Raw genomic sequence first — 12,436 nt, forward strand, 5'->3', positions numbered from 1 at the left:
TGTAGCCGCTAGCACTATCATCGCCCACAACAGTAGCAAGTCCCTGCTTCTCCTACTCAATCCTCGCAACCGAGTAGGTCGGCCAACCAACGGGATTTTTCATCTGTCTCTGCCGCAATCTTCACAGTCATCGTCAAGGGCACTGAAAGAAACATACCAATAGGCCCCAATAGCCAACCCCAGAACACTAAAGAAACAAAGACAACGAGTGATGAGAGCCCCAAACTACGCCCCATCAGTTTGGGCTCAATAATATTACCAACGATATTATTCACCCCGAAATAAACAGCAATCAATATCCCTGCGGCATCTGGCCCGTGTTGAATCAACGCCAACAATACAGCAGGGATAGCGGCCACAATAGAGCCGATATTGGGAACGAAGTTAAGCAGAAAGGCTAAAATTGCCCACATCACAGGATAGTCGACATCGAGAATCAGCAATGCCGACAACACCACCAGCGCGGTCAGTAAGCTCATCATCGACTTGATGACAATATAGCGATTCAGTGTGCTCGAAAAGTGCTCAAAATGGGCGAGAGCGCTGACCGGAGAACGGGATATTTTCATCACCTTGGTCTTAAAACTGCCCAGTTCCATCAGTATGAAGGCAACCGTCAGTAGGATAAGAAAGGTGTTCGCCAAGGTGCCTAAGACACGATTAAACGTGCTACCGACAAGGCCCATCACCGCGCTCAGGTCGAGCAATCGTTTCAGCTCTGAGGCCTCCACCGTAATACCATGCCCCGATAGGAAACCGACCAACTGCACGCTAATACCAGTCAGCCGCTGCTGATACAGCGGTAAGTTCTTGCTGAAGCCATCTAAGGAGGCCCCCATCATCGATGACAGCAGCAGGCCAAAGGCCACGATCACAAGCATCACAATCAGTAGAGCCAACCCCTGCGGCACACGGTAGTCCGTCAATATAAACATCAACGGCGCGCTAATCGCCGCAATAAAGATAGCAATCAAAAACGGGGCCACCACTGCCTCGGCAGTTTTCACTCCCGCAAGAATAATAATAAGGGCAGCCAATGCTACTAGGGTTCGGGTCGCAGTCGCCTCTGCTGGTAAGCCGGGCATAGTTCAATCCAATGTTATGAGTGCAGTGATGAATAGTATGATGATTGCCAATAAAAAACTACGCTGTGTTAAACAGCTCGCACTTACATCATAACGATTATGACGCATCAAGGCTTATCACTAATTATAGATGGCAATACTATAAATAAAGATCGAAACAATATTAAGCAGCCTTCAATATCGTAACTATGATCTCCTAACAGGACTAAAATCGAGCTCCTAAAAACAGCCGAATGCCAATCATTCTCGTTTAAATATTTTCGTATAAATCAACACTTTTTCACAAACATTGATCTAGTCTCTGCGTGCATTACAAGCAATAGCCCTATAATAGTAGGGTGATTAACCACGAGTGAGCGTAATGAAAGAGCAAATTGATAGTTCAAGGACCGAAGAGCTTGGTCTTTTCTTTATAACAACAGCTATTGTCGCCCCATTGTTGACCGTCATGATTGTGGCTGGTTACGGTTTCACCGTCTGGATTTCACAGCTATTAATGGGCCCACCTGGCGTTTAACCTAGTTTCCTGGAAGTTACGTTATTGCAATGAAAACTGAGGATGTCGATCTCAACCGCCGCTCTTTCGTGTCGGGTAAGCTTAAAGAGATTGCGACAACAAAAACGGTAACACCTCCTCGCCCTCCCTGGGTGACGGAGTCGAGCCTGTTGGATGCCTGTAGTCGCTGTGGCGACTGTATTACTGCCTGCCCCGAAAAGATCATCGTACACGGTAACGACCAATATCCAGAGCTCGATTTTACACGATCTGGCTGTGACTATTGCGGTGACTGTGCCGCCAGTTGCCAGCAGGAAGTGTTTCTACCACAGCAACAGCGTCGCCCAGCTTTAGCGTGGCAGCAACGCGCGGTACTCAACGAACGATGCCTGAATTATAACCAGGTGATGTGCCAAAGCTGCCAGGACAGCTGTCAGACAGAAGCTATTCATTTTAGCTATCAAGACCGTATACCTCGCCCTGTGATCAACCTCGAGCGCTGTGACGGCTGCGGCTTCTGTCTCTCTGTCTGCCCCACTCAAGCCATCGACCTACTCAACCCCGAAGACGTCGCCTATGAACACCTTTGAACACATCCCCGCCGAACAGCAAGAGTGGCACATTGCCAGCCTGGTTGTACAAGGCCTACCCAAGGATCTAGACAGGCTCCAGGCGACGCTGAATAACTTAGCCAACGCCAGTGTCGCCGCTTGCGACGGCGAGAAGGGAAAGATCATCGTCATCGTTGAGGCCGATAACGCCAAGGCCCTAGCCAACACGACAGACCAGATCCGCATCACCGAGCACGTCCTTGATGCTCACCTGGTCTACCACCAGATCGCCGATAAGAACACGCTCGATGATGTCATCGATGATACCGAAATCTCACTTCCTACTGACCTACTGGAATAGCCATGAAACTAGATAGACGCCAATTTATTAAGGCCCAGGCCGCTGCCACCGCCGCTGCCGCTGCAGGTCTCAGCCTGACGAGCCAAGCGAGTAACTTGATCACCAGTTCGAAGGACACCGACCTCGAGTGGAACAAGGCGCCCTGTCGATTCTGTGGTACCGGCTGCTCTATTCAGGTCGCAACCAAGGATGGCAAGGTCGTCGCCACCCACGGTGACATCAAGGGTGAAGTCAACAAGGGCTTAAACTGCGTAAAAGGCTACTTCCTCTCCAAGATCATGTACGGCAAAGACCGACTCACTACGCCCATGCTGCGTATGAGCAACGGCAAATATGACAAGAACGGCGACTTCACCCCGATCAGCTGGGACGCCGCCTTCGATATCATGGCAGAAAAGTGGAAAGCTAGCATCGCAGCCAATGGACCGGAAAGCATCGGCATGTTCGGCTCGGGCCAGTGGACTGTCTACGAAGGCTACGCCGCCTCTAAGCTGATGAAGGCTGGTTTCCGCTCAAACAACATCGACCCTAACGCTCGCCACTGCATGGCGTCTGCCGTCGGCGGCTTCATGCGTACCTTTGGTATCGATGAGCCCATGGGCTGCTACGATGATTTCGAGCACGCCGACCGGTTCGTACTGTGGGGCTCCAACATGGCTGAGATGCACCCCATCCTATGGACGCGCATCACCGACACACGACTCAGCAACCCCGACACCCGTGTTGCAGTGCTTTCAACCTATAAACACCGCAGCTTTGAGCTCGCCGACACACCGATCGTGTTCGAGCCACAGACCGATCTAGCGATACTCAATTTCATCGCTAATTACATCATTAAAAACGGTAAGGTCAACAAGGACTTCGTCAATAAGCACACCCGTTTCCGCGTCGGCAACACCGATATTGGTTACGGTCTGCGTCCTGAGCACCCATTGCAGAAGGCGGCTAAGAACGCTGGCAATGCAGGCGGGTCAGAAGCCACAACCTTCGAAGAATACGCCAAGTTCGTCAGCACCTATACCGCAGAGTATGTCTCCAAACTCTCCAAAGTGCCTGTCGATCAACTCAATGAAATCGCCAGCTGGTACGCCGACCCTAAGCTCAAGGTCACTTCACTCTGGACCATGGGCTTCAATCAGCATACCCGCGGCGTCTGGGCGAACAATCTCGCTTACAATATTCACCTGCTTACCGGTAAAATTTCTCAGCCTGGCAACAGCCCCTTCTCGCTGACAGGCCAACCCTCAGCCTGTGGCACCGCACGCGAAGTCGGCACCTTTAGTCACCGCCTTCCTGCCGACCTTGTCGTCGCCAACCCCGCACACCGCAAGATCGCAGAGAAAATCTGGAAGCTACCCGCCGGCACGATTCCCGCCAAGCCAGGACTACACGCTGTCGCTCAAAACCGAGCACTAAAAGATGGCAAAATTAACGTCTACTGGGTACAGTGCAACAACAACATGCAAGCTGCCGCCAATCTCAACGAAGAGACCCTACCCGGCTACCGCAATCCCGATAACTTCATCGTTACCTCGGACCCTTACCCAACAGTTACCGCGCAAGCCAGCGACCTGATTCTACCGACAGCGATGTGGGTCGAAAAAGAAGGCGCCTACGGTAATGCCGAGCGACGCACACAGCTTTGGCACCAACTCGTCGACGCCCCAGGCGAAGCCAAGTCCGATCTATGGCAGCTCGTCGAGTTCTCTAAGCGTTTCACAACCGATGAAGTCTGGGATGCCGAGATTCTCAAGGCCAACCCTGAGTACAAAGGTAAAACACTGTACGAAGTACTTTACAAAAACGGTCACGTCAATGAGTTCCCTCTGACTGACATGACCGAGAAGTACCCCGGTTACAACAACCCCGAGTCCGAAGAAGCCGGTTTCTACCTGCAAAAAGGCCTATTCGAGGAATATGCTAGCTTCGGCCGTGGTCATGGCCACGACCTCGCACACTTCGACCACTACCACGAGGCCGATGTCCGTGGGCTACGCTGGCCTGTCGTCAATCGACAAGAGACACGCTGGCGCTTCAAAGAGGGATCTGACCCCTATGCCAAGCCGGGTACTGACTTTGACTTCTACGGCAACAAAGATGGCAAAGCCGTAATCTGGTCACTGCCTTACGAGCCTGCCGCCGAATCACCTGACGAAGAGTTCGACATGTGGTTGTGTACTGGCCGAATTATTGAGCACTGGCACTCAGGCTCGATGACACAGCGCGTACCCGAGCTACATAAAGCGTTCCCCAACGCCGTCGTCTTCATGCACCCTGATGACGCCAAGAGCCGAGGCCTGCGCCGCGGCGACGAAGTGAAGGTTGTCACTCGTCGCGGGGAGATCAAAACTCGCGTTGAGACTCGCGGCCGTAACAAGCCCCCCATCGGCCTGGTCTTTGTACCCTGGTTCGACGCCAGCCAGCTCATCAATAAATGCACCCTCGATGCCACCGACCCGCTATCTAAGCAGACCGATTACAAGAAATGCGCCGTTAAGATTGTCAAGGTGTAAGGAGAGTACTATGAAAAAAGCCATCATCTTTATCTGCGGCGCGCTATTGAGTTCACTCCTGCTAGCCGACACGATTACGACGCTACGTTCTAGCCCGATCGATCAAGAGGCAACGCCACCGGCGCTTGGCAACTACGTCAACGACGACAGCAAACAGCACCGTAACTATCCGATGCAACCCCCTATCATCCCGCATCACGTCGATCATTATCAGACCGACCTGTTTGCTAACAAGTGCCTATCTTGCCACGCGCGCAAACGCACCTCAGAGTCACAAGCGCCTATGGTCAGCGTCACCCACTACATGGATCGCTTCGGTAACTTCAGAGCCGACGTATCTCCACGTCGCTACTTCTGTCGACAGTGTCACGTACCGCAAACCAGTGCCGACGCTACAGTTGAGAACACCTTTATCGATATGGACGACCTACCCAGCAACGAGGCCAAGTAATGATCGATAAATTAAAACGTTATTGGCAAATTTTCTGGCGGCCCGCCAGACACTTCAGCTTCGGTATTATTATCGTTGGCGGCTTCATCGCAGGCATCATCTTCTGGGGCGGCTTCAACACCGCACTGGAGTTTACCAGTACAGAGAAATTCTGTACTGGCTGCCACGAGATGCAGGACAATGTGTTTGCCGAGCTAAAATCGACTATTCACTACAGCAACCGTTCCGGTGTCCGCGCCATCTGCTCTGACTGTCACGTTCCTCACAACTGGACAGACAAGATTGCACGAAAGATGCAGGCATCAAAAGAGGTTTACGGAAAAATCTTTGGCACTATCAATACACGCGAGAAGTTCCTTAACAAGCGTCGTGAACTGGCCGAACACGAGTGGAAGCGCATGAAATCCAACGATTCACTGGAGTGTCGTAATTGTCACCAGTTCGACTCGATGGACTTCACCCGTCAAAGTCCACGCGCCGCCGCCCAGCACTCAACGGCACTCGCCAGCGGCGATAAAACCTGCATAGACTGTCACAAAGGGATTGCACACCAGCTCCCTAACATGGACGGCGTAGAAGGCTGGTAACGACTGCCTTCACTATCAAAAAAGGCGCTACTGTCTCAGTAGCGCCTTTTTTATTGCTGATGATTTCAGCATCGACAGCTCTTAACCACGCCTTCCTTCACCCGCCACTCTTTCGCCCAACAAGAAACGTCGTTCTGAAGCAACGTATTCTATGGCTGATGGCTACCTTAAACTTATGCGTGCCGAGCAACACCATCTCCCCTCATTGCACAACTGGGTGAAGGACCTTGACGAAAGCCTGAACAGTCAGTCAGTCAGTCAGTCAGTCAGTCAGTCAGTCGGGCTAAGATTACTACCTCACCCCTCAGCTACAATGATATTTTTCTCTGCAACGACCACAAAAAAGCCCGCCTCCCAATCAGCAATCTGACAGGGAAGGCGGGCCAGAAACGACCGACTATTGTCGAGAGTTAAGCGATAGCAGCCTCTGGTTCTCCAACTGGCACATCTGCATTGATATAACGCGTCAGTATCGGTGCCGCCATAAGAGTGATAATGGCAATCACAAACGATGCCACACCAATTTGTAGGAAGACATCAGAATACAGAGGCAGAGTCTGCAGCGGATCAGTGACGCCTTTAGGCGCCGCAGTCATCGACGAAATATAACCACCGATGACTGCCGACACGGCCGATGTCAGGAACCACATACCCATAACTAAACCCATTAGGCGCTGCGGTACTAGCTTAGCGACCATCGACAGACCAAGACCACTAATCATTAACTCACCAACGCTCTGCAAGAAATAACTTAAGATAATCCAGTTTGACGAAACAATCCCCTGCGAGTTAGCGTAATGAGCACCTAACGGTAAAACTAAGAAGGCAAAAGAGCACAAGAACATGCCTACAGCAAACTTAAAAGGCATCGATAAGTCTTTGCCCTGTGAGCCAAAGTGAGAATAGAAAAACACCAAAACGGGGCTCATTACCACAATCCAGAAGGGGTTCAGCGCCTGAAAAGATACAGGGTTGATGCTATAGCCTAGAATATTGTGTTCTACGTTATTAATCGCAAAGAAGTTCAGCGACATAGGCATCTGTGCATAGAGCACAAAGAACACAACGCCCACCAACATCAAAATAAACGCAACGATCATCTTGGCTCGGTAGCCTGTATCATCGCGCGCTACTTCGTAAAAATAATAAGCAACCACACTGACACCGATAACAACCAACGTCCAGTGAGCGATCGATAGATTCTGTATCAAAAAGGCTGCAACAAAGGCCCCAATAGCAGTACCGATAATAACAATGGCGTACTTAACAAAACCTGGGGAAGCTCCGCCCGCCTCAGAAGCAATGTGCGCAACCCAGCTACGGCAAGCATAATAATTTAGAATGGCACAAACTAGACCGATACCACACACTAGATAAGCGACACTCCAGCCATAGTGTTCATGAACGGCAGGTACAAAAGCTGTTGCCAAAAAAGAACCGATGTTAATCGACATATAATAGAGTGTGAAAGCACCATCTAGCTTCGGGTCTCCCTCCGCATAGCACTTTGATAATAAGCTCGATGGATTCGCCTTGAATAAGCCGTTACCGATACAGATAGTACCCAACGCAATATACACAAAATCCTGATGATCGACCGAGTAAGCTAGTAAGAAATAGCCCGTTGCCAGGACCGCCGCGCCCAGAACCATCGTCCGCTTCGCACCTAGCACACGATCGCCGATGAAGCCTCCAACGCTGATTAAAGCAAACGCAAGAGCCATGAAAGCCGCTGTCGTGCCGAATGATTGGTCCTCACTCATTCCTAGAGCTTTAACAAAGTACAGCGAAAGCAGAGCCTGAACACCGTAGTAACCAAAGCGCTCCCACATTTCTATAAAGAAAATCATATAGAAAGGTTTCGGCTGTTTAAAATTATCCAACATTGAAGGAGACGTCATAAATACAAATACCTATTTTTCACATAGATGCAAAGATCTTCGGAGTTCTACTCCAACCACGCAGGGGCATGATCACGAGCCAAACGATAAACTATATTCGAGCAGCTGCCGTATTATGGGTTTAGTGAAGCTAATAAGCATTGACTAAGCAGAGGAGCATGTTAATTGAGCGCTCTAACTCAACCCAGTTCAATTCATTTCAGGGGCTTATTTGCTATTACGTCACAGCTAGAAGTAGGGGTGCTTAATCACCATAACCCAGGAAACGCAGAATAAATAACGGCAAAACCAAGCGGTTAAGAACTCACCGCTTAACTGTAACTTATCACAATGATGCGATGAAGATTAGTAATTAATCTCCTCTCAATTAGAGGCAAATTAGACCAGCCGGCAGTGTTTTTTGTCGCCTTGACCCCAATCAAAACTACCGTGTTAAAATTAAAGAAAAATAGCTGTTCGATCAAAAAACAGTCAGTAGAAGATTTCTTTAATTAATTGTAATAAAGCGAGTCGCCCTAACTAACAAGCGAGCTGTTGCACATTGTCCAGCACAATAATGGTCACATTTAACGGTAGAAAAACTGTAGAAGCTATTTTTGTTCGCCATCCGTTCAGCTTTAAATGGCTAGCTAACAATAAAAAATTGATGCTTAACAAGTAACAAAGCCTGAAAGCAATACTCACGCAAACGACCTAAAAACGGTCTCGCATCACTGCCAAAGGCTGCGCTACGGCTATTGCATACCAAGGAAACACGCCAAACCTGATATAATTAGCCTCCCTTTACTAGGTACCGCCATGTTCAACTATATCGAGCCCGTCTTTCGCCCCCCATCAGAAGCTAACTCGCTGATCTTACAGGTTACAAACGGTTGCTCCTGGAATCAATGCAGCTTCTGCGAGATGTATAGCGAGGCACAGAAACGCTTTTCCGTGACAGCCAGCGACATTGTCGAGCAACACATTATTGCCGCCAGTCAATCTGGTCGACGTATCGATAAGGTCTTCCTCGCCGATGGTGACGCCATGGCACTCTCCTTCAGGCGACTAGAAGAGATCTTGCTGCTCATCCGCCAATACTTACCCACTGTGCGACGTGTCTCTAGTTACTGCTTACCACGCAACCTACTGAAGAAGACGCCCGAGCAGCTGAGCGTGCTCAATTCGCTCGGTTTACAGTTGATGTATGTCGGCTGTGAGAGTGGAGACGACGAGATTCTCACGTTGATTCACAAGGGCGAAACGCTACAGTCCTCTATCGACGCCCTCGTAAAGATCAAACAAGCCGGCATGAAGGCTTCCGTAATGATTCTCAATGGCATGGGTGGTGCTCACTATAGCGAGCAACACGCTCGTCACTCCGCCGCACTCGTCAACGCAACTCAGCCCGAATTTCTCTCCACTCTGGTACTATCATTCCCCTGCGGCCCAGAGCGTTACCAAGAAAGCTTTAAGGGAAGATTCATCGCGCTAAGTCAACAACTGCTATTCAACGAAATCCGCCTTTTCTTGAGTCTGCTCGAACTTGAGAAGACCGTCTTCCGCAGCGACCATGCCTCCAACTACCTGGTGCTAAAAGGGATCCTCGGCCGTGATAAGAGCAAGTTACTTCACACAATTGACCAGGCGATTGCTCACCCTGATCGTACCCCGCTCAGAGAAGAGTGGCAGAGAGGCTTATAGTCGGTGAGCAAAAAAGATCTAGCTTTGAGTGAAAATACGCTCATCTGGCTACTAGCCGCTGTTCAGTTCATCAATGTCATCGACTTCATGATGATCATGCCCCTTGGCCCCGACCTCGCCAAAGGGCTCGGCATGAACAGCAGTGATATTGGCTCTATCACCGCCGCCTACACCTTTTCTGCTGCCACTGCTGCGATCTTAAGCGCTAGGTTCATCGATCGATTCCGTCGCAAAGCCGTCCTCACCTTTACCTTGCTGGGTCTCTCCATCGGCACCCTCGCTGCCGCCTTCAGTCAAAATACCGAGCAGCTCATCGCCTGCCGGGTTATCGCGGGTGGGTTTGCAGGCCCAGCCACCTCCATTGCCATGTCCCTGCTGATCGATCATATCCCTGTCGAGCGCCGTGGCCGCGCCATGGGAAAGGTCATGGGTGCCTTCTCTGTCGCAGCCGTATTGGGCGTACCTACGGGTATGCAGTTGAGCATCTGGTTTAGTTGGCATGCGCCTTTTCTACTCATCGGCAGTATTGGCCTCATCGTCAGCCTACTCATTTCACTGATACTGCCCAAGGGAGAGCGGCCCGCAACGAAAGAGCAGGCCGTTTCACTGCCAACCCTGCTCGCTCATCCAGGTGTGATGATCAGCTATCTGATGACCGCTGGCGCGATGTTGGCTGGCTTTCTTTTAATTCCGAACTTTTCTAGTTACTTTCAGTTTAATCTGGGCTTTCCCCGTGAGGATATCGGTAGCCTTTATCTTGTCGGCGGCATCGCCAGCTTCTTCAGCATGCGTATCGCCGGTCAAATGGTCGACCGTTTCGGCTCTACTCCTATCGCCTGGGCTGCTTGGTTGAGTAGCGCCAGCATCGTCTTTGTCGCTTTCATACTGCAATTACAGGTGCCATTATGGCTTGTTTTCATCATTTTCATGTCGGCCAATGCCACCCGTAATGTCGCTATTCAAGCCCTCGCCAGCCAAGTTCCGCCCGCCGCTTTGCGGGGCGCCTATATGTCACTACAATCAGCGACCCGGCATATCTCTACCGGCCTCGCCGCCTCAATCGCCAGCATGGTACTTAGCAGCGGGCCCGACGCCCGCCTACAACACTTCGACAGCTTAGCTTGGCTCACCATCTTCATTTCAATCCTCGTCCCTATTGCCATGCACTTAACACAACATGCATTATCACAGCGCAAAAGCCACCCTCTACAATAAGAGTTATCTCCCCTTATGCTCGGCCATAATAAAAAGACTGAAGGTAAATACGATGCCCTACTCCCCTGAATTAAACAACGCTCAATATATGAGTTTCACCACCTATCGTAAGACTGGCGTTGCCGTTTCAACCCCTCTCTGGTGCGCAGGTGATGGCCATCATTATTATATTTTCTCGGCAGCAAACGCTGGCAAGGTCAAGCGTTTAAAAAATAGTACAAAAGCAGCACTAACCCCCTGCAACTTCAAAGGTGACACCTACGGCAACACGCTACCAGCTAGCGCCGAACTCATTTCAGAAAAAAGTGATATTCTACGCGCCCAGCAAGTCCTACTAAAAAAATATGGCTGGCAACTGCGCCTCACCGACCTGTTATCGCGTCTATCCGGCAAGTACCATAAGCGCCAATACATTCGCGTCACTATTAATTAAACGGCGAATAATTAATGACGTAAAACGCTTTTTCAGCACGCCTGTACGGAGCAAAACATAAACAGCAGACGATAAAAAGCCAGCATTAAGCTGGCTTATAAAGAGCAACATCCTCTGTCTTGGTCACATCCTGTAACCATTCGCATCATCCTAATGCGTAGTAACATTATTCATTTCTTTAAGGCCGTTGAACAGACGCATAAACCTAGATGTCTGTAGGACATATCCTACGTGAGCGCCGTATTACTTCGCTGCTTGTCGCAACAGCGCCGACACGCCTATGCGTTTCAATGTTTGCAGCTGCCCACGATCCGTCAGCAGTATCGCACCAGCATACCCCAGCGCATTAATACCAATACCCTCTACCTCTGCCGTAGTACGCGGCACCAACCATAGCCAGTCACGATTAATCAGTAGGTTATAAGGTGGCAGGGCACCGTTGATATCGCAGATCAAACCTAACCGAGCGACCATACGTAAGTACAATTGATAAGCTGATTTGGCACGCTCTGCCACTGTCGCCATCTTCGGTAACCGCACCACCAAGTTATCAAAGGGCAGCTCAGCCACACAATCAATTCCCTCTACAGGGCCATATTTCTCTAGGATATTGAGGAAGGGGAAATCTCCGTGGTCACCGAGAGGAGAAGCAATCAGCTGCAAGTGTTTGTGATTAACACTGGCGCCTGCCTGCGCTGATGAGTTATAAAACCCTAAACCGCCCAGCGCGCCAATAGTAAAGCAGAAAGCATGAAAATCGGCCGGAGTGAGGGGCATCGCCTGCGCCTCCTCATGTTTTGCAACCATCAAGACATGACGAGGCATCACATTGTATTTGTTTAATAGGCAAACATGTGTCGCCGATATATCCCCGACACAGAGCCCTTCATCATAGGGCAAGAAAGGATTGCCAGACTCTACGCCAGTCGACGAGCTTCGTTGCCGCTGTTGTTTGCACACACGAATCAATACCGGCAAACCATCGGATTGCGCCATGGCTCCGGCGGTAGCAATTGTCTTTAAGGCTTTATGGTGCCGGGCATAGGCAACACTCTCCTTCACCCTGTCAGACATATCGTCAAGAGACAGCGGTAACGCTACTTGTTTTCCCTCAATCACAGCCATAAACAACCAATACCATTAAGTTTTATTATTTCGGA

General features: G+C 50.2%; 12 protein-coding genes. 9 read left to right on the plus strand and 3 right to left on the minus strand.

Annotated elements, in window-relative coordinates; all coding sequences use genetic code 11:
* Nucleotides 1-56 precede the first annotated feature (56 nt).
* Nucleotides 57-1,085, minus strand: a complete 1,029-nt coding sequence (locus EDC56_RS09800; protein ID WP_123712335.1) for an AI-2E family transporter — start codon at nucleotides 1,083-1,085, stop codon at nucleotides 57-59.
* 361 nt (nucleotides 1,086-1,446) lie between these two features.
* Here EDC56_RS09800 and EDC56_RS09805 point away from each other — a divergent pair, with 361 nt between their 5' ends.
* From EDC56_RS09805 to EDC56_RS09830, 6 genes are read left to right on the plus strand one after another with little or no spacing between them, the layout of a single operon-like run.
* Nucleotides 1,447-1,602 carry a periplasmic nitrate reductase, NapE protein gene (locus EDC56_RS09805; RefSeq protein ID WP_123712336.1) on the plus strand — a complete coding sequence of 52 codons (156 nt, stop codon included), beginning with the start codon at nucleotides 1,447-1,449 and terminating at the stop codon, nucleotides 1,600-1,602.
* 29 nt (nucleotides 1,603-1,631) lie between these two features.
* Nucleotides 1,632-2,171, plus strand: a complete 540-nt coding sequence (gene napF / locus EDC56_RS09810) for a ferredoxin-type protein NapF (protein WP_123712337.1) — start codon at nucleotides 1,632-1,634, stop codon at nucleotides 2,169-2,171.
* A complete protein-coding gene (locus EDC56_RS09815; protein WP_123712338.1) occupies nucleotides 2,158-2,493 on the plus strand; it encodes a chaperone NapD in 336 nt (111 codons plus the stop codon). The genes napF and EDC56_RS09815 overlap by 14 nt, the downstream gene beginning before the upstream one ends.
* A 2-nt stretch (nucleotides 2,494-2,495) precedes the next feature.
* A complete protein-coding gene (gene napA / locus EDC56_RS09820) occupies nucleotides 2,496-5,006 on the plus strand; it encodes a nitrate reductase catalytic subunit NapA (RefSeq protein WP_123712339.1) in 2,511 nt (836 codons plus the stop codon).
* A 10-nt stretch (nucleotides 5,007-5,016) separates the two neighbouring features.
* A complete protein-coding gene (locus EDC56_RS09825) occupies nucleotides 5,017-5,457 on the plus strand; it encodes a nitrate reductase cytochrome c-type subunit (RefSeq protein WP_123712340.1) in 441 nt (146 codons plus the stop codon).
* The gene (locus tag EDC56_RS09830; protein ID WP_123712341.1) at nucleotides 5,457-6,044 is read left to right on the plus strand and encodes a NapC/NirT family cytochrome c; all 588 of its coding nucleotides are present in this window, start codon (nucleotides 5,457-5,459) and stop codon (nucleotides 6,042-6,044) included. Before EDC56_RS09825 ends, EDC56_RS09830 begins: the two co-directional genes overlap by 1 nt.
* A gap of 410 nt (nucleotides 6,045-6,454) precedes the next feature.
* Here EDC56_RS09830 and EDC56_RS09835 read toward each other — a convergent pair whose 3' ends face one another.
* Nucleotides 6,455-7,945 carry an oligopeptide:H+ symporter gene (locus EDC56_RS09835; protein ID WP_123712342.1) on the minus strand — a complete coding sequence of 497 codons (1,491 nt, stop codon included), beginning with the start codon at nucleotides 7,943-7,945 and terminating at the stop codon, nucleotides 6,455-6,457.
* A gap of 798 nt (nucleotides 7,946-8,743) precedes the next feature.
* Between EDC56_RS09835 and EDC56_RS09840 the strand changes: the two genes are divergently transcribed.
* The 3 genes from EDC56_RS09840 to EDC56_RS09850 are packed head-to-tail and all read left to right on the plus strand — an operon-like array spanning nucleotide 8,744 to nucleotide 11,276.
* Nucleotides 8,744-9,628 (plus strand): radical SAM protein, encoded by an 885-nt coding sequence (locus tag EDC56_RS09840; protein ID WP_123712343.1) that lies wholly within the window; start codon nucleotides 8,744-8,746, stop codon nucleotides 9,626-9,628.
* Nucleotides 9,629-9,631: 3 nt separating this feature from the next.
* Complete coding sequence (locus EDC56_RS09845) at nucleotides 9,632-10,843, plus strand: MFS transporter (RefSeq protein ID WP_123712344.1); 1,212 nt, start codon at nucleotides 9,632-9,634, stop codon at nucleotides 10,841-10,843.
* Nucleotides 10,844-10,895: 52 nt separating this feature from the next.
* A complete protein-coding gene (locus EDC56_RS09850) occupies nucleotides 10,896-11,276 on the plus strand; it encodes a PPOX class F420-dependent oxidoreductase (RefSeq protein ID WP_162844140.1) in 381 nt (126 codons plus the stop codon).
* A 243-nt stretch (nucleotides 11,277-11,519) separates the two neighbouring features.
* Here the strand turns inward: EDC56_RS09850 and EDC56_RS09855 are convergent, their stop codons facing one another.
* On the minus strand, nucleotides 11,520-12,401 hold the full coding sequence (locus tag EDC56_RS09855) for an ATP adenylyltransferase family protein (RefSeq protein WP_123712346.1): 882 nt from the start codon (nucleotides 12,399-12,401) through the stop codon (nucleotides 11,520-11,522).
* Nucleotides 12,402-12,436 lie beyond the last annotated feature (35 nt).

This window comes from Sinobacterium caligoides (assembly GCF_003752585.1).
Taxonomy (GTDB): Bacteria; Pseudomonadota; Gammaproteobacteria; order Pseudomonadales; family Sinobacteriaceae; genus Sinobacterium; species Sinobacterium caligoides.

What these genes read in the sequence shown, in the direction of transcription:
- EDC56_RS09800 (WP_123712335.1), bottom strand. Translation starts at nt 1,085, where the DNA reads ATGCCCGGCTTACCAGCAGAGGCGACTGCGACCCGAACCCTAGTAGCA.
- EDC56_RS09805 (WP_123712336.1), top strand. Translation starts at nt 1,447, where the DNA reads ATGAAAGAGCAAATTGATAGTTCAAGGACCGAAGAGCTTGGTCTTTTC.
- napF (WP_123712337.1), top strand. Translation starts at nt 1,632, where the DNA reads ATGAAAACTGAGGATGTCGATCTCAACCGCCGCTCTTTCGTGTCGGGT.
- EDC56_RS09815 (WP_123712338.1), top strand. Translation starts at nt 2,158, where the DNA reads ATGAACACCTTTGAACACATCCCCGCCGAACAGCAAGAGTGGCACATT.
- napA (WP_123712339.1), top strand. Translation starts at nt 2,496, where the DNA reads ATGAAACTAGATAGACGCCAATTTATTAAGGCCCAGGCCGCTGCCACC.
- EDC56_RS09825 (WP_123712340.1), top strand. Translation starts at nt 5,017, where the DNA reads ATGAAAAAAGCCATCATCTTTATCTGCGGCGCGCTATTGAGTTCACTC.
- EDC56_RS09830 (WP_123712341.1), top strand. Translation starts at nt 5,457, where the DNA reads ATGATCGATAAATTAAAACGTTATTGGCAAATTTTCTGGCGGCCCGCC.
- EDC56_RS09835 (WP_123712342.1), bottom strand. Translation starts at nt 7,945, where the DNA reads ATGACGTCTCCTTCAATGTTGGATAATTTTAAACAGCCGAAACCTTTC.
- EDC56_RS09840 (WP_123712343.1), top strand. Translation starts at nt 8,744, where the DNA reads ATGTTCAACTATATCGAGCCCGTCTTTCGCCCCCCATCAGAAGCTAAC.
- EDC56_RS09850 (WP_162844140.1), top strand. Translation starts at nt 10,896, where the DNA reads ATGCCCTACTCCCCTGAATTAAACAACGCTCAATATATGAGTTTCACC.
- EDC56_RS09855 (WP_123712346.1), bottom strand. Translation starts at nt 12,401, where the DNA reads ATGGCTGTGATTGAGGGAAAACAAGTAGCGTTACCGCTGTCTCTTGAC.